The organism is Lachnospiraceae bacterium (genome assembly GCA_025758065.1).
Classification (GTDB): Bacteria; Bacillota; Clostridia; order Lachnospirales; family Lachnospiraceae; genus Enterocloster.
The window spans coordinates 3,448,240-3,469,770 of the sequence record CP107199.1; the positions used below are offsets into that span (position 1 = coordinate 3,448,240).

The following is a 21,531-nucleotide window of genomic DNA, read 5'->3' on the forward strand; positions in this document are numbered from 1 at the left end:
CCATCCCCCCTTCGCATGATAAATTAAGTATACCATACTCAGAAAACATGTGGGGCATCTTTTAACTTCTCTATACTTTTCCCTTTATTCTTATACCATTTAGGTACGCTTTCGTATCTTCCAGTTCACTTATGAGACTCTTTTTACAAACCTTACATATGATTCCTGCAGGTGTAACTAATACTATTTTTGCATAAGCAATGTCTCCGATTTTATCGTATAATCGCCCGGCGCTCATAGATTCTCCTATCACTGTATGAAAACTGTTCGCCGCATACCCGATTTTTAATCTGATACGCTTTTCATATTTTTATGTTTTGTTCCCGAAGCAGGTCTTTTTCACATTCCTATATTTGCTATTAACCAAGCGCCAATTTACAAATAGATGGATCTTGTGCTTCAATACTTTTAAATAAATTTTCCAGTCGGATCTGGGACTGTTTTCTTTCTAAGCGTTTGAATTTTCCTTCTGCCTGTCTATAATATTTTCTTTGTTTTGCAGTAGACTTGGGAAGCTTTCGATAATCCTCCATAATCGCAATTTTTGCTTTATCGTGTGCAGCTATATAATTGATCAGCTTATGTAATGACAATGTAGGTTTTACATCTCTCTGGCGATGATAATCTCCCCGCATTGCCTGATCAAATGGCATTTGATTATTATAGGTATTTTTATGATAAAGAAGGTATTGGTCAATCTCTTTCTTCAAAAAGATCTTCCAACAGCCTATAGTGGTCCGCACATATAAGGTATCTGTTTTCTTCACGTAATTGATTGAAAGTTTGTATTCTTTTTCCCAAGTCTCAATCATTTCTTTCGTTCGAACTTCGCCACGCAAACCACCACAATACTTACAGCGGCAAAACCGCTTGCTAATTGCCAGTTTTTCAGAAATCATCATTCTGTTTCCTGGCTTCATTTTCTCTACATAAACACAATTCGGCCTGTGATACACTTTTCTTCTTTTTGATGGCATCATGCTTACAACTACGTCCATTTCCTGTTTCCTCCTTTATTTTGATATAGATAGAATGCAGGATAAGGTGTTCTATAAAAATACCATCCCAGCACTCTTTATTAAGAATCAATACGAATGAATCTTTGCAAATAACTGTTCCATCCTGTTCTTTTTCACCATTCTTTTTGTGGCACCTGCATCATGATATTTTATGTATGACGCCACATCAAAAAAATTCTTGGATATTAATTTCTGCTGATGGTATCCTTCCAAACATTTCTTTTTTTGCATTTTCATATATAGCGATCTGCTTACAGTAAAACTTTCATGATAAAGTTTGTATACTTTTCCCTCACGAAAATAAACGATCCAGCTCGAAATTGCTGTTTTAATAAACACCATTTCATTGCTAATATTGTAAGAAAAACCAAAATATCTACAGATCTCTTCTATTGCATCTTCTGACAAAAGAAGATTTCGTAACCTTTCCTCTCTTTGGCTTCTTGCTGTCTTAATTATTTTCTGGTCCCATTTCAGCTGATTCCAAATCAGCATATGCTTACATACTCTGCATGCAGTATACCCCAAAAACACAGCACTTTGTGACTCCAACACAGTATTTTCTATCTTTAAAGCTTTCGCATATCGACATCCGCAGGCGTGCAATTTATAAGTTATTGTATTCGCAATACAATAATCATCTGCTGTCAAAAAACGATATTGTTTATAACATGTACAATACAGCTGATACAAATAGTTTACATCATGCTTTGCATTGTTTAAATAAGCAGAATCATACTCTATTTTTGAATATTCTAACGCGCTTTTAAATCCTATTTTTCTCACTTCATTGTCAGCCGTACTTCCAAGTACTTCCTGTAAAAAAATAGCCTTGTGCTTCCTGATCCGGATTTTGCACTGTATCATATCACGCTTCCACAAATTATACGTATCTCTGTTCCAAACAATAATGTACCTATATTCAGGGAACGTCTGATCAAAAATATGATACACCTCTTCCTTTGACTTTCCCATCATTACATTTGTTTCCGTTGTATGACAAAGCCGCAGATTTACTGGATTTGCACTTTTGATATTACTTAACCGGATTCCCCTTGAAAAAATCTTGATTTTCTGCATATTTCTGTCTGCTGCAATAACACCAATCTGAAACGGTTCTCTATGCTCCAGATCTTCCGTTCCAGGTTCCTGGTTCCATTTGATATTGATAAATAAGTATGAAAGCATCTCTTTCTTTTGCACATTATCATCCATCAAGTTCTTCTCCTTTGTCGTTGGCTCCTCAAACAATCCAGACAATTCCAACTCTGTCTTTGTTGCAGAAATATCATCTTCTTTAAAAACACATTTTTTCTTCGATGGCTACAATGTATTGCAATAGGTGGGGCATAAAAACACCGTCAAAGGATATTGCACTTTACATGGCATTTAAATAAAAAGCAGCTAACCTATTTTTTCATAGACTAACTGCTCGTATTAAGTTCCATATTCAGTTTTATTCTATAAATCCGACAGTAAAATTCGGTCATATGCGCCATTTTTCTTATCTTCCGGGTGTGGTTCCAGTCCGATAATCGTAATATCTTTCTGGTCTGGTCCATAAACCCAGTACATTCTCATTGCGCCACTGGTTTTATTTTCCAGGTAAGACTGCCACTCTTTCATTCCATAACGTTTGGATAATGGCTCTATCTCATGGGTTTGAAGACTTGGATACCCCGGATCTGCCGATAACAGCTTTAAAGCCTTTCCCCATTTTTTATACAACTGTTCTTCCTTCTTTTTTATATTCCCAGAACGATATTTCTCCTGCAGATCTAACCAAAGTTCCTGCATTTCAGGAATTCCCATTCGTATATTAAAGTTCATTCTTTGTTCCTTTTAAAAATCTGATAGGTCAATAATTGGAGAAACTTCTCCTCTTTTAAAGTTACTTACTGCACGATCCATATCTGCCAGGGTTCTGGCTGAAATACTCTCTGGCACTGCCAGCTTTCGAGGTTCCAGAATAATGCAGCCATTTCCATATTCTTTTACATTATAATACTGATAAGCAGCTCCTCTAAGGGTAATCCTTTTTTTATTGTCCAGATGAGCAACATAATCTTTCATTGCTTCCATTATCAACACCTCCTACGCAAGTATTTGTGTGGGAAATCCCACCTTGTGCTATTATAATATGCCTTTCGATATTTTCTGTCAATCCAAATTTACTTATTCCTAATTCTTTTTCTACATCTTTACGTACACATCCCATGCACGGCATCTCCTTTTGGCTCCTGCTGTATACATCACTCTATATTTCATATACCAAATTCCCGTTTCATTTCTGCTTCAACTTCATCTGCTGAATACACTCTGCCAGCTTTAATATCTTCCATACCTTTTTCTATTTCTGCATCGAACTGTTTCTTTTTAAGAGAACCATACGCAACGGGTTCTTCATAAGCCGGAAGTTTCATTTCAAAAGGAATTCCTCTCTGGAGTACAATCTGTCTCAGAAACATTCCTACCGCATTGGACATTGGAATACCAAGTCGATCAAGCACCTGTTCTGCCTGTTCTTTCACTTCAGGCTCAACACGTGCAAATACATTTGCTGTTCTTGCCATAGATATAGCCTCCTTTTTTCTTCATTGTATTTCATTCGACTGCGAATTGCATGCAGTTCGTAATCTTTTTAAATCTCATTTTCAGCTTAAACGACTGCCTATATTTTTATAAACAGCCTCCACGTTAAATGTAAGCGTTCAAATTTCAGCCATAGTAAAAATTATCCAATTACTTTTCAGTAGCCGGAGCACTTTGACAATTCACGGCATTTAAATAAAAAGCAGGCAAACCAATCTCTCAGTTTGCCTGCTCTCTTACATTTTATGATCTGTTTTTTAGAAACTATACGATCACTCTTTATTCATCTACTCCAACCATAACAGAAGTAGCTTTGTGTATTTACCGTGTGCCAAAAGCAAATGACGCCGGTTACGACGCCATTTGCCTTTTATATACACTTTACACAAAATATTTAGGAATTAGTACAGCTTCGCACCCGCTGGAATATGGTTATCAACCATCAGAAGGTTCAGCTTCTCTTCTCCATTTTCCTCGCATACTGCGCTTAAGAGCATACCGCAGGATTCAATACCCATCATAGCTCTTGGAGGCAGGTTTGTGATGGCGATCAGTGTCTTGCCAACCAGTTCTTCTGGCTCATAGTAAGCATGGATGCCGCTTAAGATGGTGCGGTCTGTGCCGGTTCCATCATCCAGAGTGAACTGAAGAAGCTTCTTGGATTTCTTAACTGCTTCGCAGGCTTTTACCTTCACAGCACGGAAATCGGACTTGGAGAAGGTATCAAAATCAACCTGCTCTTCAAATAATGGCTCTACTTTTACCTTGGAGAAATCGATTTTCTCATTTGGTGTAAAGAATCCGTTGTTATCTCCTGCTGTCTGGCTGTCTGCTGCTTCAGCTGCCTGTGCTGCATTGTTTGCTTCGTTCTTTGCAGCGCCCTGTGTCTTCATGGTAGGGAAATTCTCCCGAATTTGTAAATAACTCTTTGTAACTGTTTATATCTGCACTGCTGTACATCCTGTTTCTGCCTCTGATTATACAAATACACCCAAATCATTATAAGTGGTCGCAACTCGGTCGCACATTGGTCGCAAGGTCGCGGCTTTATGCATTACCTGAGTGAGCCATCTTTTGACGATTAAAATATTCCTCAAAATTAATAAGTTCAGATTTTTTTAAATCCTTTGTAGCTTCAGCATAGATGTCCAAAGTGGTTTCTGCATCAGCATGTCCGAGAATCTCCTGCATAGCTTTGATATTTACTCCTGCTTCACACATCCTTGTTGTAAAAGTATGTCTTAAAGAATGTTTGCAACGGTGTACAAAGGGAACATAATAAAAAACTTAATAATGGACTGCCAATCTTACACAAAGTACCGCCCAAACGAGACTACGGGCGGTATTTTTGTATCATGGCGAAGAAAGGAGGAACTTCCCACGGGGGCTTGACTGAAAAGTTGAGCCCCTTTTTTCATGCCTAAAAACAGGAGGTAAATGCTTATGGCAGATGATAAAACTACAAAAACGCCGGGACAGCCGGTAACGGATACCGGGCCGGACAAGGAAACGCCTCCCGCTCCCCCAAAAGAGCCGGAGAAGGTTTCCGTTTCCCCGGAACCGGAAAAAAAGACGGAGCCAGAGGTAAAGAACCCACAGGTTTCTGTCTATAACTTCGCTGAGATTATGAAGGAAAAGAAAGCCGAGGAACGGGCGGCAGCTCCCGGCGGGGAAAAGCCTGACCCGGCAAAAGCGGAGAAACCGGAAAAGCAGCCGGAGGTTCCGAAAAAAGCGGAGGAAAAACCCAAAGAGCCGGAACAGCCGAAGCGCCGGGGCCGTCCCCCGAAAGCAGATAAGGACAAGGCCGCCGCTCCGAAGCCCAAAGCTCCTGCACAGAAACCGGGAAATGCGGTCAAAAAGGAACCGGAGAAAAAAGCAGCTCCACCGGTACAGGCCGCTCCCGCTCCAAAGGAACCCGATAAGCCGAAGGATGCTCCACGCCGGGGCAAGGAGCAGATCGTCTATATCAAGCTGAACGAACTCCACGCCTTCAAAAACCATCCCTTTGAAGTCCGGGACGATGAAGAAATGCGGGCTATGGTATCCAGCGTCAAGGACAAGGGAGTTACCCAGCCCGCTATTGTCCGTCCCCGTGAGGATGGCGGCTATGAAATCGTATCCGGCCACCGCCGCCAAAAAGCCAGCGAGCTTGCCGGGTATGCAGATATGCCCTGTATCGTCCGAAACCTGACGGATGATGAAGCCATCACGCAGATGGTAGAGGACAATCTGAACCAGCGTGAAGAAATCCTCCCCAGTGAGCGGGCCAAAGCCTTGAAAATGCAGCTTGAAGCTATCAAGCACCAGGGCTCCCGCACTTCGGGCCAGATTGACCCGAAGGACGCTGGCAAACGCTCCAATGAGATCGTGGCCGAGCGAAACAAGATGGCAGTCAAACAGGTGCAGCGGTATATCCGGCTGAATGAGCTGGTTCCCGACCTGATGAAGCTGATGGATGAAAAAAAGCTGGGCTTTACTACGGCGGTGGAACTTTCCTATATCGGCAAGAAGAACCAGAACTATATCGCCGTCGCCATTGACAGCCAGCAGTCCTCGCCTTCACAGGCGCAGGCAAAGCGTATGCGGGAGCTGGACGAAAAGAAGCTGCTCAACGGGGATGTAATCGACGGCATTATGATGGAGGACAAAAAGGAGGTAGACAAAGTGATTTTGACAGGTGCGGAACTGAGCAAGTATTTCGGCAAGGAAACTACGCCGAGGGAAATGAAGGATCAGATCATCAAGCTGCTGGACGACTGGAAGGGTCAGCAGAAGGAACACGAAAAGCCGGAGAAGAAAACCGAACAGGAAAAGTAAGCTAAAACTTCGGGTCAGCATGGCCCGAGGATTGCGGGGCTCTGCCCCGCGCCCCGAAGCTCTGGAGATATAAATGATTCCCCGTCGCCAGTTATTCCGTAGCATAGCCGGGAAAATCAGTCAAGGGCAGCGCCGCCGCAGGCGGTGCCGGAGGCACCCTTGACGGATTTCTCCCGGTTATGCTTTTTCCCGGTCAAGCGACGGGGATATAAATTCTCCAGAGCCGTTCCCCTTCCCGGGGGAAGGGGCGGAGGGGTTGGGCGATACCTTGCTTTTCCCTAAACCAAAACAGAAATGGAGGCTCAACCAATGAAACGACCTTTAGCGTACCTGACCGCCGCATGGAGCGGCGAGCCGGATGTTGATATGGAGCTGGCGGCCCACTACTGCCGTCTTGCTTATGAGGCGGGCTTTTCCCCGATCTGCCCGCTCTTGTACCTGCCGCTGTTTTTGAATGACAGCGTTCCCGAGGAACATAAGGCCGGGATCGATATGCGCCGGGATATGCTGCGGCGCTCCCATACCCTGATCGTCTGCGGTAGCGTTGTGGACGAGGATGTAAAAAACGATATTGCGGTTGCCGGACGGCTGGGCATTGCGGCGACAACGCTGGAAGGGGTGCTTGCCGTGAAGGGACACGGCACCCCGGGCCATGCCGGACATTAAGCTGGGGAGCCTTTTTGACGGGATCGGCGTGTTCCCTCTGGCCGCCTCCCGGTGCGGTATCCGTCCGGTATGGGCCAGCGAGATTGAGAAAGCGCCCATCTCCATAACCAAAAGGCACTTTCCCGATATGGCGCATTTGGGAGATATTACGAAGGTGGACGGCAGGAAAATCCCGCCTGTCCATATAATTACCTTCGGCTCTCCCTGTCAGAACCTTTCTCTGATCGGCAACCGCTCCGGCCTTGCCGGGGCAAAATCAAGCCTGTTCTATCAGGCGTTTCGTATCATACAGGAAATGAGGGATGCTACTGATAACCTATATCCAGCTATCGCTGTTTGGGAAAACGTCATGGGAGCGTTTTCTACAAATGACCGGATGGACTTTAGAGCCGTCCTATCCGCTTTCTCGGACACCGAAGTTCCAATGCCTCCTTCGGGAAGATGGGGAAACGCCGGAATGGTGCGAGGGGGAACGCCTGATGTGTGCTGGCGGCTCATGGACGCCCAGTATTGGGCAGGCTCCCGAAGGCTGGCACGAAGGCAGCGGATTTTCGTCGTGGCGGATTTTGGAGGCAGACGTGCCGCAGACATACTATTTAAGCCCCGTCCAATGCTCCCACTTCCTCCGCCTTGCGGAGAGGGCGGGCGGGCCGCCGCCGAAGGAGATCGAACAGCTTCTTTTGAAACAGGGCGGCAGATACCAGTCATCCACCCCTTTCAGTGCTTCCGTATGCGGGGAGCGGCAAAAAGGCAGGAAGAAACGGCCTTCCGAAACAGCTTCGGATTACCAACTGACCCTTTTCCCACTCTTTTAGCCAGTGATGTAACGCCCTTTGCCTTCTGGTATGAGGGCGACCCGGCGGGCGGCTGTATCCGCTTCTTGACGGAAACGGAAAGCGAGCGGCTGATGGGGCTGCCGGAGGGCTGGACAAAGTACGGGGCGGACGGCATGGAGATCCGGCCTCTGCAACGCTACAAGGCGCTGGGAAATGCGATTGCCCTCCCTTGTGCCGATTACATTATGGCCGGGATCTATGAGGTGCTGGCTGACCGGGTCGGAAAGGAGGAATAAGCCCATGTTTGAAGCCTATATAACCAATACAGCCCTGTACCCCTTAATGGGGATCGAGGTAGGGACAACGGTACATTTCCCCATGACGACACAGGAGTTGCAGGCCGCCCTTGCCAAAATCGGGATAGACGGGAAACGGTACAGCGAAGTGTTCTTTACCAGCTTTGACAGTGATGTGCTGGGGCTCTACGATCATCTCTACGAATGTGAGGACATCGACGAGCTGAACGAGCTGGGCCACGCTCTGGTGGAAGTACGGGATAAGGGCGGACTGGAAACCTTTGAAGCCGCTCTTGTCTTAGGAAACCACACAAGGAGCGTGAAGGATTTGATAAACCTGACGCAGAACCTTGACCTTTACCGCTTTTACCCGGATATTTCCGATGATGAAGGGCTGGGCCGTCTGTACGCCGACGAGCTTGGGACTATCGACATACCGGAGCACATTCAGAACTACTTCGATTATGAGGCATACGGGCGGGATGTGCGTATCAACGAGGGCGGCGTATTCGCTCCCGGTGGGTATGTGTCGGCAGTCCCGGAGGGCTTCAAGGAGTATTACCACGGGCCGCAGGACATTCCGCCGGAACACCGGATATTTGCCTATCCCGAAAAGGCCGAGCCTGTCCACTCCATTCTCGCCGCACTCAAACGGTTTCAAGAGACCCCGCCCGCTCCGAAGAAGAACAAGGCGGGGCCTTCCCATGAAGAACGGTAAGACTTCGGGCCAGCATGGCCCGAAGCATGAAGGAGGTGTATACCATCAACTATTACCCTATCAATGAAGGGGCCGCCCGCCGGGCAAAGGAAATGAACAGCTTTTCCGACTATAAGGAAGGGAGCGCAACGGCGGAATACCGGGCAATGGTGGATAAGGCCGCCGCCATAGCGGAACAGCAGAAATCCCGGGTAGACCCCATGTACCATGAAAAGATCGACCATCTGTTAGATACCTACGCCCGCAAGCTGGCCGAAAACATGAACCAGGGCTTTGCCATTGACGCAAGGGTTCCCTCTGTGATGATCGCCGGACCTGCCAATTTCCCGGTGGGAAAAAAGGAAAAGCAAAACCGGGCCCGGGACAGCAACATGGAGGAATGGCGGTATATTCAAGGGCTGCTGGATAAGATACGCAGTACCGGCATGGGCGGGATCAGTGCCGATGACCCGGCAGCGATTGAAAAGCTCCAGAAGAAGCTGGACGGGTTGGAACGCTCCCAGCTCATTATGAAGGAGGTCAACGCCTATTACCGCAAGCATGGCAAGCTGGATGGCTGTGCGTTGCTGTCGCCGGACCAGATCGAAAAGCTGAAAGCAAGCATGGCGTCAAGCTGGCGGAGCGACCCGAGGCCCTTTGAAAGCTACCAGCTTACCAACAACAATGCGGAGATCCGCCGGGTAAAGACCCGTATCGAACAGCTTTCCAAACAGGCACAGCAGGAATTTTCCGGCTGGGAGTTCGATGGGGGCCGTGTGGAAATGAACCGGGAGGACAACCGCTTGCAGGTATTCTTTGACGGAAAGCCTGACGCGGACACCCGGGCTGAGCTGAAAAGCAATGGTTTCCGCTGGGCTCCCAGCGTGGGCGCATGGCAGAGGCAGCTCACGGACAACGCCATCCGGGCGGCTGACCGCTTGGAATGTATCAAACCGCTGTCCGGCGAAAAGCCTTCCCAGCTTCAAAAGAAGCCCTCTATCTTGCAGACCATGCGGGAACAGGGCGAAAAAGTCCAGACGGAGCCGGAAAAGAAAGCTCCGTCCGGCAGGGATGCCGAGCGGTAAGCCTCGGGCCACATTGGCCCGAGGCTTTCTGTTGTGTGCTTTAGCGAAATGAGAACCCCCAGCTCTGCTGGGGAGAGTAGAAAAGCTTTAGCTTCAAGCATCGAGCGAAGCGAGAAGAGATCAACACTTTACTACTGTTAAGAAGTTGATCTTGGATAAACAACGCCCGTTTACGGGCTGTGGGGCAAGTGATGCAAGTGACGGATTTTTCAGTGCCTCTTGAGAGGCTTGCCGGTACGATGCCCTTCTAGGGCTTACACAAGCCCCCGGCTTAGCCGGGGGTCATGACTCCCCGAGACTGTACGGGGGCCTCCCGGATAGCGGGGACCCCGACGGAAAGGAGGTTTTATGCAGGAAGAAGTAAACCAAAAAACAGTTGCCCTTTCGATCAGGACAACAAAGCTCACGGGAAAGGTGCTGGCTGCCGCACTTGGAAAGGTGGCGCGGGCGGTGCAAAAGCACCACCGGAAGGCGCTGACCCCGCAGGGACGCCAGAGCGTGAAAAAGCTGATGAACCACTATGGCGGCAAAAGTGCCATGCCCTATGTGGGAGCCCCAAAGGATTTTGACCGGATCGCGAAGGAGTTCCATGTGGACTACGCTTTCCATAAAGTGAGCCCCGGCCATTACCTGCTGTTTTTCAAAGCCAATCAGGCGGACGCCATCACGGCGGCCTTCCAGAAGTACAGCGCAAAGGTGCTGAACAAAGAGCAGGACAAGCCTTCCATCCTCGGCCAGCTTCGGAAATTCACGGAGCAGATCAGGACACAGGCGAAGGAAAAGCAGCGGACCAGAGAGGCGGTGAAGGACGGACGTTGAGTGACAAGATCAGAAAATATGTGCTCCCAAACCTGCCGTACCTCTTTGTGTTCTGGTTCTTCTCCAAAATCGGGACGGCCTACCGTATTGCGCCCGGCACAGACTTCGGGACAAAGCTCATGGGGATGCTCGATACCTTCCCAAAAGCCTTTGAAACCTACTGGCCGGGGCTGGGCGGTATTGACCTGCTGGTGGGCCTTGCCGGTGCGGCTGGGGTGTATCTGCTGATACAGTCAAAGATCAGGAAGGCGAAAAAATTCCGGCGGGATGCGGAGTACGGCACCGCCCGCTTCGGAACAAAGGAGGATATAAAGCCGTTTGTAGACCCTAAATTTCAGAACAATGTCATTCTGACCGGGACGGAGTTCCTTACCATGAACACCCGTCCGAAGATACCCGCCAATGCTCGGAACCTAAACGCCTGTGTCATCGGCTCGTCCGGTTCGGGAAAGACAAGGTTCTGGCTGACCCCGCAGCTCCTTCAAGCCCATTCCTCGTATGTGGTGGTAGACCCGAAGGGCGGCACCCTCGACCAGTGCGGGCGGTTTTTGCAACGGGAGAAATACAGGGTGCGGGTATTCAACAGTATCGACTTTTCAAAATCCATGCACTACAATCCGCTGGCCTATATCAAGACGGAAAGCGATGTTTTGAAATTCGTTACCGCCTTGATCGCCAACACCAAAGGCGACGGTAAGGAGGGCGACGAGTTCTGGACCAAAGCCGAAACCCTCTTGTACTGTGCCCTTGTGGCCTACATCGTCTTTGAGGGGCCGGAGGAAGAACGCAACATGAATACACTGGTGGAAATGATAAACAGCATGGAAGTCCGGGAGGATGACGAAACCTTCAAAAACGCGGTGGACTATATGTTTGACGGGCTGGAACGCCGCAGCCCCCAGCACTTCGCCGTGAGGCAGTATAAGAAATACAAGCTCGCCAGCGGCAAGACAGCAAAAAGTATTCTGATTAGCTGCGGTGCAAGGCTGGCTCCCTTTGATATTCCCCAGCTCAGGGAGATCATGTCTTATGACGAGCTGGAGCTGGATAAGCTGGGGGACGAAAAATCGGCGCTGTTCTTTCTTATCAGCGATACGGACACCACCTACAACTTTTTGGTTGCCCTCGCTTTCTCGCAGATGTTCAACCTTCTGTGTGAACGGGCTGACAACACCTATGGAGGGCGTCTGCCCTACCATGTGCGGGTGCTGTGGGACGAAGCTGCCAATACCGGACAGGTGCCGGGGCTGGAAAAGATCGTGGCTGTCATCCGCTCCCGTGAAATCAGCCTGACGCTCTTTTATCAGGCTATGAGCCAGTGCAAGGCATTGTACAAAGACCATTCCGAAACCATCATGGGCAACATGGACAGTATCGTGTTCCTCGGAGGCCGGGAGGCTTCCACCCTAAAGGATATTTCGGAAAACTGGCTGGGCAAGGCCACCATCTCTATGCAGACCGAGGGCCGAAGCCGTGGACAGTCTGAAAGTTACAGCCAGAATATGCAGCGGCTTGGCCGGGAACTGATGACCACCAGCGAGATCACCACCATGCCCGGAGATAAATGTATCTTGCAGCTTAGAGGGCTCCCACCCTTCCTGTCCCCGAAGTATGACTTGAAAAAGCACCCGAATTACAAGTGCACAGCCGAATTTGACAAAAAGAAAAACGCCTTCCGCTTGGAAAGCCTGTTCCGCCACCGGCCATTGAGACTAAAGCCGGAGGACGAATACACGGTGTACGAAGTGGACGGCTCCGACACGGACGAAGAAGCTGACCTGTTGAATTTCGATGATCTGGACAGCGACGAGTTTGTGTAACTTCGGGCCATGATGACCCGAAGCGCCGCCGATGTGGGCGGCTTTTTTTGTACCCAAAACCATCAAACAAACAAAATGGAGGAACTTATATGGAATTTTTCAATCAGGCAATCGACATTCTCAAGATTCTGGTCATGGCTCTTGGCGCCGGTCTGGCGGTATGGGGCGTCATCAACCTTCTGGAAGGTTACGGGTCGGACAACCCCGCGGCAAAAAGCCAGGGCATTAAGCAGCTCATGGCTGGCGGCGGTGTCGTTCTGATCGGCCTTCAGCTTATCCCTCTGCTGTCCGGGCTGTTCAGCTAAGTGTCACCCGTTGTCCCTTTTTCCAGAAAAGGAGCTGATGTATGGACTTTATCATCGACGCAATCGTTGAATGGCTGAAAGGTCTGCTCGTCGATGGTATCATGGGAAATCTGGATGGCCTTTTCGATAACGTCAATCAGAGCGTTGGCGAGATCGCCACACAGGTAGGCACGACCCCGGCGGACTGGAACGCCGGGGTCTTTTCCATGATACGACAGATCTCCGAAACTGCCATTCTGCCAATCGCCGGGGTCATCCTCACTTTTGTTATGACCTATGAACTGATACAGATGCTCATAGAACGCAACAACCTCCATGAAGTTGACACATGGATGTTTTTTAAGTGGGTGTTCAAAACCTTTGTGGCTGTGATGATCCTGACGAACACCTTCAATATCGTGCTGGCGGTCTTTGATGTGAGCCAGCATGTGATCCAACAGTCAGCGGGCATTATCCAGAACGGGACAGAGATCACGCCGGATATGCTGGACAGTCTGCGGACAGAGCTTGAAGCGATGGAGTTAGGACCTCTGTTCGGGCTCTGGCTCCAATCCTTCCTGATCCAGCTTACCATGATTGCCTTAAACATCGTGATCTTCGTTATCGTATATGGCCGTATGATTGAAATTTATTTACTCACAAGTTTAGCGCCTATCCCGTTTGCCACCGTCCCCAACAGGGAAACCGGACACATGGGGCAGAACTATTTCCGCTCCCTCTTTGCGGTGGGCTTTCAAGGTCTATTGATCTTGGTCTGTGTCGCCATCTATGCGGTGCTGATCCAGAGTATCGCCACCGACGGCGACCCCATCGGGGCGATCTGGGGCTGCGTGGGATATACGGTGCTGCTGTGTTTTACCTTATTCAAAACAGGCAGTCTTGCAAAATCCATCTTCGGCTGCCATTAAGAGACTTCGGGCCATGCTGACCCGAAGCGGAAAGGAGGATCATGCCGAAAGAAAAATTTTCGATAATCTATGCAGATCCACCGTGGCGGTATGAGCAGAAAAACAGGCAGGGATCAGCAGAGCTTCATTATCCCACTATGAGTATTGAAGAAATCTGTTCCCTTCCAGTAGCCGACTTGGCTGCAAAAGACAGCGTTTTGTTTCTGTGGGCAACATTCCCACAACTGCCGGAAGCCTTAAAGGTCATTAAAGCATGGGGCTTTTCTTATCGTTCTGTGGCTTTTGTATGGATAAAGAGGAACCGGCGCTCCTACTCATGGTTTTACGGTCTGGGGTATTGGACCAGAGGCAATGCAGAAATTTGTCTTTTAACGATATTTGGAAAGCCCTTTCAGGGCAACGAAAAGAATATCCTGCCCCGTATAGGCTGTCTGATTGAGTCGCCGGGCTTTTACCCCAATTTGACAGGAACGGAAAACCTAAAAATCTTTGCTGAACTTCGAGGATTAAGGAGCCCCAAATATATCAAAAATGCATTGGAACTTGTCAATCTACCTTACCGGGACAAGAAGTTGTTTTCCCAATATTCTCTTGGTATGAAGCAGCGGTTGGCGATTGCTCTGGCCGTCATGCACAACCCGGAACTTTTGATTTTGGACGAACCGATTAACGGCCTCGACCCCATCGGCATTGCGGAAGTGCGAGATTTTATCCGAGAATTGTGTGATACCAGCGGTAAAACCATTTTAATTTCCAGTCATATTCTTTCGGAAATCTCTCTGCTTGCAGACGATGTGGGAATTATTGACCACGGCAAGTTGCTAGAAGAAGAAAGTCTGAAAGAATTGGAGGCGAAAAACGCCAAGTTCATCCACTTCTGCGTATCGGATGCACAAAAAGCTGCGAAAATTATTGCTGCAACATTTCACAGCAAAGATTTTCGCCTTACAGATGCCAATAATCTGTATCTCTACGATATGACCCTGCCAGTGGAAAGGATTAACCGTTCTTTTGTCGAATCAGGAATTGAGATTCAAGAAGTCCATCTTTGTGAGGATACTTTAGAGGACTACTTCAAAAAGATAACAGGGGGTGAGGGGATTGCTTAACTTGATTCGGTGCGAGTTTTGGAAACTGAAAAGAAAAATGTTCGTGCAGTTGGTATTGGCGGCATCTTTTCTGTTTCCAATCCCGCTAACTGCCATTATCTATTATCTGAACACGGCGCAGAACAAATACGCTACAAAAGCAGCAGCTTTTGACGCCCTGTGGCAATCCGTAATCGGTTTTGGTATGTTGCTACTTCTTCCCTGCATTTTAGGAATTGTTGCAGCACTCCTCTTTTTTATGGAGCGAGATAACGACACCTTTAAAAACCTACGGACAATTCCGATAACAAGTTCACAGATGGTTATCGCAAAGTGCATTGTTTTATTATTGCTTAGTATTGCGTTTTGTATATCTTCGACTGTGGCCTCTATCCTTTGCGGTTTTGTCTTTTTCGGAGTGACCGATATTTTGTTTAAGGTATTGTTTTCCGCTGTTTACGGATTATTGATTGCGATTAGTGCATTACCGCTGGTATTGCTGATTGTATTTTTCAGCAGATCCTATATTTTTTCCATTATGCTTTGTGTATTTTATAGTGTATTCAACCTGCTCTCAACATTTTCTATGACAGCACTTCCAAAATGGCTTGTACTTACTCTGCCTACACCGAGCATTATGTTGTGGGGAACCCAGCAAATGTCTTCTCGTACTGCTATAAACGACACAGAGGATTTGCAGAACTTCATTCAAATGGGATTGATACCTTCTACTCCTCAACTAATTATAACTTTGGGGGTAATTGGGGCTGTTTCACTTCTTCTGGCGGTCTATCTTTATAAGAAAAGGAGTGAGTGAAATGGTAACAATTATAAAAACCGAGTTTATGAAGCTGAAAAGATATTTTATTGTCTGGATTGGCGTGTCCCTCATGCTTCTTCCTATAGAATCAGCCGACCCCTTCAATGTCCGATATAAGAGCATTTTTAGCAAAGGGTAATCTCTCCTAGCCTGAATCTCTATTTCGTTTTCTTGTTGCAGCTTAATTAAATCCACTTGTGCTTCCTGCTTTTTTACACATTTAGAGTATACATAGGAATACAGCCATATAATTAATCCTCCGATAATCACTATCTCTATATGATTGTACCAGATCCATATACATCCATATATAAGAGCGTACCCGAACAACACCACTCCACTTAAAGAAAGGGCAAAGAGGAGAATAACTCTCCCCTTTTTTCCCTCTTCCTTGTAGACAGATGCTTTATCCCAAAACCACTCTATCGGGTAAGTCAGGATAGATAACAACCACTCTACAAACCACATTATGGAAGCACCTCCAAACCTTCTGCCTTACAAGAGAGCTTATACTCACGGCTTTCTCTATCAAAATAAAATCTTCCTGCCAGTGCTTTTGCTCTAACCTTAATACTTCCTCCCTTCTGTTCAATCATTTCTGATGAAAGCGGAATTTTCATGTCATAGACCTTAACTACTACTCTCTCAAACTTTCTCTTTGGCAATACCATAGTTACCTTCTTAAAAGATGGTGATTCTGCTCTCTTACCACCTACATAATCATAACCATCTGTAATATCTACTGCCTGCATAATACCATCTACAGCGTTTGTAATCTGTTCCTGTGTCAAAACGATATCTGTTATATTCATATGCACTTCCTTCCACTGGGGGATAAAATCCCCCAGATTTTTTAATCATTATTCAAAAAATCACTAAATGCGTCAAAGATTTCCTTTGAATCTTTATGGTCTATCCGCGCAATTGTCTCTAAATCTTCATTTGCTTTAATTTCATATCTTGTATATCCAAATGAATAAGGAAAATTATCCTTTGCAGGTGCAATCATAATTCGACCTTCTTCAATATCAAACACGCAAACGACCGTTTCGTCAAGACGTTTTATATTTCCACGCTTGCCACCAGAATAAACTTGTACACAATACTTTTTTGTTGTGACGAAATTATGACTGTGCTTTCTCAATGCATCGATCAGTTCCTGTGTTTTCATTTTTCCTCCTTTCCACCATATCTGATATCTGATATAATTTAAATTTAGCAGCGCTTGCTATGTTCATATACTATCATTTTGAAACACTAAAAAAAACGGTCGCAATATACTATCGTTTTTTTATAATTATCATTTTGACCTGTGGAGGTTTTTGTGAATAAGGAAGAACAATTTAATTTTGTCGAAAAGTACTTAGATTTTAAAGGTGAGATAAATGCAGATTGGAAAAAATATATTCTACTTGAAAAACTGCTCCAATCATTAGATGATTCTAAACAGTACAACTCTAGCATGTTTAGTAAAACAAACACAAAGAAATTAATAGATTTTTATAAGAATCCCTCTTCCAATCTTCGCGCCTCTCTGCGCTCAAGATATATATTTTATTTTGATAAAAGTGGGCATTATTTTGATGATTCAAATTTCAATAAAATGCTTAATGGTTCACGTAAAGCAAATATTTATCTGCTCAACGCACTTGCTGACATTCTTGTTAAAGGTTACTTTGATGATTCTCTATATTCATATATAGAACCGCTCGAGAAGTTTTCAAACTGTACCCTATTTTCACCTGCTTATCGTTACATTGAAATTTGTATAGCAGTCTCCATTCTGAGAAATGAAGAATTACAAGCATATGATATTAAAAACGGCAATGACACACTCATGAAACTAATTACTTCTGACTTATCACGTATAATTTTTATACAGAATCATAAACCTTATATATCCAGTTATATCCATCGCGATTATGATGCGGTAAATGATTATGATATGGAAGATGATTATTCTCAATCGATTATTGCAGAACTTTATGCACCTATGCCGCGGGAATTGCCCCATATTACAATGTCCAACTATGAGAGATTCAATCATATCCTATCAAAAGGGCATAAGCTCACTGATGCACTCCCACATTTAAGTGTTGAATTGCTAATCTGGCTGAACATGTATTTTAGTGGATATTATAAGTCCCAAGATTTATATTTTCATCAATTGTTGTTTTTTCTCTCATTTGTTTCAGAAGATACATTGAATGAATATTTGAATTATGTTCCTCCTCATAACTTGAACATTCTTTCTGCCGCTACATCTGGATATTATACAGATATAAAACATATTTTGGAAATACCATCAATTTCAGATTTTTCTCTTAATATCGATATTTGTTTAACGGAATTTCATCTTGAATACTTGAACAGAACTTATATGTCCTTTAGGCATCCAAGGTGGCTTTTATTTACATTATGTCATCTCACCAATAAGCAAATGCAGACAGCTAAATACTTGTATGTCTCTTTAGTACTAAGAAAGCGGTATCACCCACAAAAAAACAACGATTCTTTTCCAGCCGAAATAATAGAACTATTACGTTTGAATGTACCTGATGTTGATGAACTCTGCGATATCTGTTCTTGCAAATATCGTTAATAACATAACTAAAAAGGAAATGAAACTGATTTATTTCAATTTCATTTCCTTCTTTGCTATTCTTTAATAATTTCTTCAATAGGTTTCCAAACATTACTATTCATAACATTTTCGTCCCATTCAGTATTTGACATATATATTTGTGAACCAACAGCTCTTACAAATCCCCACTTTACCTCTGAATATCTCTCTGAATATTTTTTCAATGCATCAAATTTTTTTCCTGCATATCCGTCGATATTATTGGAACTTCCGTCTGTAGTGATTCCGCCTTTTGCCTCGATTATCCATATATCACCACTTTCTGTCTCAATAATATAGTCTGGATAGAAATGATTTCTTCTGAAACCTCTTTTATACACAATTCCAAAATACTCTTCTCCCTTGTCTCCGTTCTTGTAGACATGTTTTACAGGGTGCTTATCATCTTCGCACCATTGTTCGAAAGCAATTTCAGAACAGTTACTGGAGTTGCCGAAATTCTTAAGACATGAACTGGATGAATGTTTGCAACATATTTATTTGCAGTATCTCTATACTTATGTTCCTCATCAATAAGCATAAATATATCAATATTCGAATTGTGACATTCATAAATCTTTGACATAAAATCTTTATGCTCGCCTTCTTTTAATACAACATTAGAAGCACTGTTGATTTTATCCCAATTTATGAAAAACACCTGCCCTTTGGGGTCTGGTTCACTAATAAATGAATAAACATCTCCATACGGAATGCCCGTTGTAAACTCATCAAAACTGTCTTGAGACTGTTTATGAAGACCTCCCGCTCCTGGACACAACCACAGAAACACAGTATCGGGATTCTCATCTAAGTAATCATCAATAAACTTGCAGACCATTACAGTTTTTCCTGAACCAGTTGGAGCATATAAAACCATTTCTTCGTGGTCTGCACACTTATTTAAAAGATTTTCTTCGTGCTCTGTTTGAAAGTCACACAATCTTCCATTAAACATTTTATTCCGCCACCTCTCTTAACTCTTGACCGAAGTATTCTCTTGGAATATATTTGAATCCTTTTGCCCTCAGTAGTTCCATTTCTTCTGAATTTAAAATAATATTTTGATTCAACCAGATTCTTTCAATCATTTTATAACTATCTTTGCTAAGAATCTTCGACTTTATGTCATCCTTATTAAGAATCAAAACATTCTTCTTACCATCCAATTCTATACTATTCTGCAATTCAATCATTTCCTTTATATGTAAGCACAATACATTACTCAACAAATAATTCTCAGGACGTCTAGGTGTCCAATCACAGACCATATCCATAACTGCATAAAGTGATTTAGGATAAGGAAAACTTCTATCAGGTAATAATTTCGACAAAATATTTGTCCCATAAGTCTCTGCATTATGGCTCTTCATATTCCAAACTCGTTTTGGTGGAACTAATCCTTCCTCTTCATAATAGGCTTCTACAGCTCCATCATCTGTATATCCAGACACTTTTGCTTTCCCGCTCTCAATATCGTTTATTGTACCTGTAGGTAAGTAATATACTGTTCCAGTCTTTTTGTCTTTATTCCAATTCTTCACTCTAACATATCCACTTTTTAGGTTATTTCGTAAAACCTCTGGTGTTAATCCCCATAAAGTTTCAATACCATGACTGTCTAACGGCCAAATAACAACACATCCATCCGGAATACTAACGTTATTCCTGTCAATCTCATCTGATAACGCGTCTCCTACCATCTTTATTTTTCCTGTGTTCTCATCGACAAAAATCGGATAAAACTGATTAGGTCGTGCTCCTCTTTTGCTTGATGGTTCTCTCCGTCTTAATCCAAGCCATTCTATTGGTCTATTCTCTTCTTTTTTCACCTCATTATCTAACATGTTTATTCTAGTTTGTACAACCGATGCTTTTCCAAGACTGACGTAAAACACATACTCTTCAACTCTTGAAAACTGACCTGTTCTTACGACTCCCTTTGCACTAATAACACTTGTTATCATCTGAATTGTCGCTTCTGGAAACAGTTCTTCAAGTAAGCACCCTAAATGAAGATATTCTTTTTCATCAATAGTTACTATAAGAATAGAATTATCAGGATTTAAGAGCTTTCGAGCCAATAATAATCTTGTTTTCATAAAAGAAAGCCATTTACTATGCTTATAAGTATCCTTATCATCCACATAGTCATTATTGTATTTCCAACTTCTATTTCTGTTATTATATGGAGGGTCTATATAGATACAATCAACCTCCCTCTATGAGTTTTTTCCAGTAAATAAAGTGCCTGTAAATTATCCCCCTCTATAATAAAATCCCACGGTTTATCTGGATTTTTACACACACGTTTAGTTTCATCGGCGCACAAGACAGGTATATTTTCACAGAGCATATCATCTACTGATTCCGTATGTTCTTCAAATACTAATCCAAATTTCTTTTCATTAAGATGATTCTCTATCTCATTAAATGCTCTAACTGATTCATCATCTGAATGCTCAGCTTTTAGATGTTCTAGAAAAGCTATCATCGCATCTCTTTTTTGTTTAGTAATATTAGCCATTGGACAATTTTCCTCCCATACACGCAACAAAGAGGATAGAAGTTTCCTTCCATCCTCCTTATATTATCTTTTATATACTATTTGAGCATGTTCTCTTTAATTTTAGTATAATTTTGCACCAGCTGGGATGTGTGGGTCTACCATCAGCAGATTCAGTCCCTCGGAGCCGTTCTCTTCATGTACTGCAGAAATCAGCATGCCGCAGGAATCAATTCCCATCATCTTTCTTGGTGGCAGATTCACGATTGCAATACAAGTCTTTCCAATCAGCTGTTCTGGCTCGTAGAACTCATGAATTCCACTTAAAATCGTTCTGTCTGTGCCTGTTCCATCATCCAGAGTGAACTGCAGAAGCTTCTTGCTCTTTGGAACTGCTACGCAATCCTTTACCTTAACTGCTCTGAAATCGGACTTTGAGAAGGTATCAAAATCAACGTCCTCTTCGAACAGTGGCTCAATCTTAACATTAGAAAAATCAATCTTCTCAGGTTTAGTCGCAATCCGGTCGCAATCATCAGCTGTGTTGCTCTTAGATTCCTTATTTTCTGGCTTTCCTGAGCCGATGGATTTCATTGTCGGGATTTCACATCAATTTAATTTACATTGACGCTTTTTCCTTTAATAAAGCCTTTTTCGGTGTTCCAACATTATTATAATAACATATTTATGCTGA

27 protein-coding genes and 2 pseudogenes are annotated in these 21,531 nt (G+C 44.4%); 12 read left to right on the top strand and 17 right to left on the bottom strand.

What is annotated here, in order from left to right:
* Positions 1-70: 70 nt before the first annotated feature.
* From OGM16_16105 to OGM16_16145, 9 genes and pseudogenes are all read right to left on the bottom strand, one after another.
* Positions 71-286, bottom strand: a pseudogene (locus OGM16_16105) (hypothetical protein).
* A 73-nt stretch (positions 287-359) separates the two neighbouring features.
* The gene (locus OGM16_16110; protein UYJ46296.1) at positions 360-998 is read right to left on the bottom strand and encodes a hypothetical protein; all 639 of its coding nucleotides are present in this window, start codon (positions 996-998) and stop codon (positions 360-362) included.
* An 87-nt stretch (positions 999-1,085) separates the two neighbouring features.
* On the bottom strand, positions 1,086-2,099 hold the full coding sequence (locus OGM16_16115; GenBank protein UYJ46297.1) for a hypothetical protein: 1,014 nt from the start codon (positions 2,097-2,099) through the stop codon (positions 1,086-1,088).
* A gap of 381 nt (positions 2,100-2,480) precedes the next feature.
* Positions 2,481-2,849, bottom strand: a complete 369-nt coding sequence (locus OGM16_16120; GenBank protein UYJ46298.1) for a hypothetical protein — start codon at positions 2,847-2,849, stop codon at positions 2,481-2,483.
* A gap of 12 nt (positions 2,850-2,861) precedes the next feature.
* Complete coding sequence (locus OGM16_16125; protein UYJ46299.1) at positions 2,862-3,101, bottom strand: hypothetical protein; 240 nt, start codon at positions 3,099-3,101, stop codon at positions 2,862-2,864.
* A complete protein-coding gene (locus OGM16_16130) occupies positions 3,061-3,237 on the bottom strand; it encodes a hypothetical protein (protein UYJ46300.1) in 177 nt (58 codons plus the stop codon). Before OGM16_16130 ends, OGM16_16125 begins: the two co-directional genes overlap by 41 nt.
* 46 nt (positions 3,238-3,283) lie before the next feature.
* Complete coding sequence (locus OGM16_16135) at positions 3,284-3,592, bottom strand: type II toxin-antitoxin system RelB/DinJ family antitoxin (GenBank protein ID UYJ46301.1); 309 nt, start codon at positions 3,590-3,592, stop codon at positions 3,284-3,286.
* 420 nt (positions 3,593-4,012) lie between these two features.
* Positions 4,013-4,504 (bottom strand): hypothetical protein, encoded by a 492-nt coding sequence (locus tag OGM16_16140; protein ID UYJ46302.1) that lies wholly within the window; start codon positions 4,502-4,504, stop codon positions 4,013-4,015.
* 154 nt (positions 4,505-4,658) lie between these two features.
* Positions 4,659-4,862: pseudogene (locus OGM16_16145) on the bottom strand (tyrosine-type recombinase/integrase).
* A gap of 186 nt (positions 4,863-5,048) precedes the next feature.
* Here OGM16_16145 and OGM16_16150 point away from each other — a divergent pair.
* From OGM16_16150 to OGM16_16200, 11 genes are all read left to right on the top strand, one after another.
* A complete protein-coding gene (locus OGM16_16150) occupies positions 5,049-6,428 on the top strand; it encodes a ParB/RepB/Spo0J family partition protein (GenBank protein UYJ46303.1) in 1,380 nt (459 codons plus the stop codon).
* A 309-nt stretch (positions 6,429-6,737) separates the two neighbouring features.
* Positions 6,738-7,094: a hypothetical protein gene (locus OGM16_16155; GenBank protein ID UYJ46304.1), complete on the top strand. Its 357-nt coding sequence runs from the start codon at positions 6,738-6,740 to the stop codon at positions 7,092-7,094.
* The gene (locus OGM16_16160; GenBank protein UYJ46305.1) at positions 7,081-8,166 is read left to right on the top strand and encodes a DNA cytosine methyltransferase; all 1,086 of its coding nucleotides are present in this window, start codon (positions 7,081-7,083) and stop codon (positions 8,164-8,166) included. The genes OGM16_16155 and OGM16_16160 overlap by 14 nt, the downstream gene beginning before the upstream one ends.
* A gap of 4 nt (positions 8,167-8,170) precedes the next feature.
* Entirely contained in the window at positions 8,171-8,884 is a 714-nt protein-coding gene (locus tag OGM16_16165; GenBank protein UYJ46306.1) for an antirestriction protein ArdA, read from the top strand.
* A gap of 14 nt (positions 8,885-8,898) precedes the next feature.
* Entirely contained in the window at positions 8,899-9,948 is a 1,050-nt protein-coding gene (locus tag OGM16_16170; GenBank protein UYJ46307.1) for a hypothetical protein, read from the top strand.
* A gap of 348 nt (positions 9,949-10,296) precedes the next feature.
* Positions 10,297-10,767 (top strand): PcfB family protein, encoded by a 471-nt coding sequence (locus OGM16_16175; protein ID UYJ46308.1) that lies wholly within the window; start codon positions 10,297-10,299, stop codon positions 10,765-10,767.
* Complete coding sequence (locus OGM16_16180; protein ID UYJ46309.1) at positions 10,764-12,587, top strand: type IV secretory system conjugative DNA transfer family protein; 1,824 nt, start codon at positions 10,764-10,766, stop codon at positions 12,585-12,587. The genes OGM16_16175 and OGM16_16180 overlap by 4 nt, the downstream gene beginning before the upstream one ends.
* Before the next feature lie 89 nt (positions 12,588-12,676).
* Positions 12,677-12,892, top strand: coding sequence for a Maff2 family protein (locus tag OGM16_16185; protein UYJ46310.1), 216 nt, complete (start codon positions 12,677-12,679; stop codon positions 12,890-12,892).
* Between the two features lie 41 nt (positions 12,893-12,933).
* The gene (locus tag OGM16_16190) at positions 12,934-13,800 is read left to right on the top strand and encodes a CD0415/CD1112 family protein (GenBank protein ID UYJ46311.1); all 867 of its coding nucleotides are present in this window, start codon (positions 12,934-12,936) and stop codon (positions 13,798-13,800) included.
* Between the two features lie 41 nt (positions 13,801-13,841).
* Positions 13,842-14,909: an MT-A70 family methyltransferase gene (locus OGM16_16195; GenBank protein UYJ46312.1), complete on the top strand. Its 1,068-nt coding sequence runs from the start codon at positions 13,842-13,844 to the stop codon at positions 14,907-14,909.
* A complete protein-coding gene (locus OGM16_16200; GenBank protein ID UYJ46313.1) occupies positions 14,893-15,705 on the top strand; it encodes an ABC transporter permease in 813 nt (270 codons plus the stop codon). Before OGM16_16195 ends, OGM16_16200 begins: the two co-directional genes overlap by 17 nt.
* Here the strand turns inward: OGM16_16200 and OGM16_16205 are convergent.
* Genes OGM16_16205 through OGM16_16215 form a run of 3 tightly spaced genes read right to left on the bottom strand, consistent with a single transcriptional unit; the run spans position 15,661 to position 16,879 of the window.
* Positions 15,661-16,176 carry a hypothetical protein gene (locus OGM16_16205; GenBank protein ID UYJ46314.1) on the bottom strand — a complete coding sequence of 172 codons (516 nt, stop codon included), beginning with the start codon at positions 16,174-16,176 and terminating at the stop codon, positions 15,661-15,663. The genes OGM16_16200 and OGM16_16205 overlap by 45 nt on opposite strands.
* Positions 16,176-16,520, bottom strand: coding sequence for a hypothetical protein (locus OGM16_16210; protein UYJ46315.1), 345 nt, complete (start codon positions 16,518-16,520; stop codon positions 16,176-16,178). Before OGM16_16210 ends, OGM16_16205 begins: the two co-directional genes overlap by 1 nt.
* A gap of 41 nt (positions 16,521-16,561) precedes the next feature.
* On the bottom strand, positions 16,562-16,879 hold the full coding sequence (locus tag OGM16_16215) for a hypothetical protein (GenBank protein ID UYJ46316.1): 318 nt from the start codon (positions 16,877-16,879) through the stop codon (positions 16,562-16,564).
* A 153-nt stretch (positions 16,880-17,032) separates the two neighbouring features.
* Here OGM16_16215 and OGM16_16220 point away from each other — a divergent pair, with 153 nt between their 5' ends.
* A complete protein-coding gene (locus tag OGM16_16220) occupies positions 17,033-18,310 on the top strand; it encodes a hypothetical protein (GenBank protein UYJ46317.1) in 1,278 nt (425 codons plus the stop codon).
* A gap of 56 nt (positions 18,311-18,366) precedes the next feature.
* On the opposite strand, the gene OGM16_16225 is transcribed toward OGM16_16220, so the two are convergent.
* The 5 genes from OGM16_16225 to OGM16_16245 all read right to left on the bottom strand — a co-directional run bounded on the left by OGM16_16225 (position 18,367) and on the right by OGM16_16245 (position 21,431).
* A complete protein-coding gene (locus OGM16_16225) occupies positions 18,367-18,672 on the bottom strand; it encodes a hypothetical protein (GenBank protein ID UYJ46318.1) in 306 nt (101 codons plus the stop codon).
* 47 nt (positions 18,673-18,719) lie between these two features.
* The gene (locus OGM16_16230; GenBank protein UYJ46319.1) at positions 18,720-19,289 is read right to left on the bottom strand and encodes a DEAD/DEAH box helicase family protein; all 570 of its coding nucleotides are present in this window, start codon (positions 19,287-19,289) and stop codon (positions 18,720-18,722) included.
* 1 nt (position 19,290) lies between these two features.
* Positions 19,291-20,532: a site-specific DNA-methyltransferase gene (locus OGM16_16235; GenBank protein ID UYJ48491.1), complete on the bottom strand. Its 1,242-nt coding sequence runs from the start codon at positions 20,530-20,532 to the stop codon at positions 19,291-19,293.
* A complete protein-coding gene (locus OGM16_16240) occupies positions 20,529-20,858 on the bottom strand; it encodes a hypothetical protein (GenBank protein ID UYJ46320.1) in 330 nt (109 codons plus the stop codon). The genes OGM16_16235 and OGM16_16240 overlap by 4 nt, the downstream gene beginning before the upstream one ends.
* 102 nt (positions 20,859-20,960) lie before the next feature.
* On the bottom strand, positions 20,961-21,431 hold the full coding sequence (locus OGM16_16245) for a hypothetical protein (protein UYJ46321.1): 471 nt from the start codon (positions 21,429-21,431) through the stop codon (positions 20,961-20,963).
* Positions 21,432-21,531: the final 100 nt, after the last annotated feature.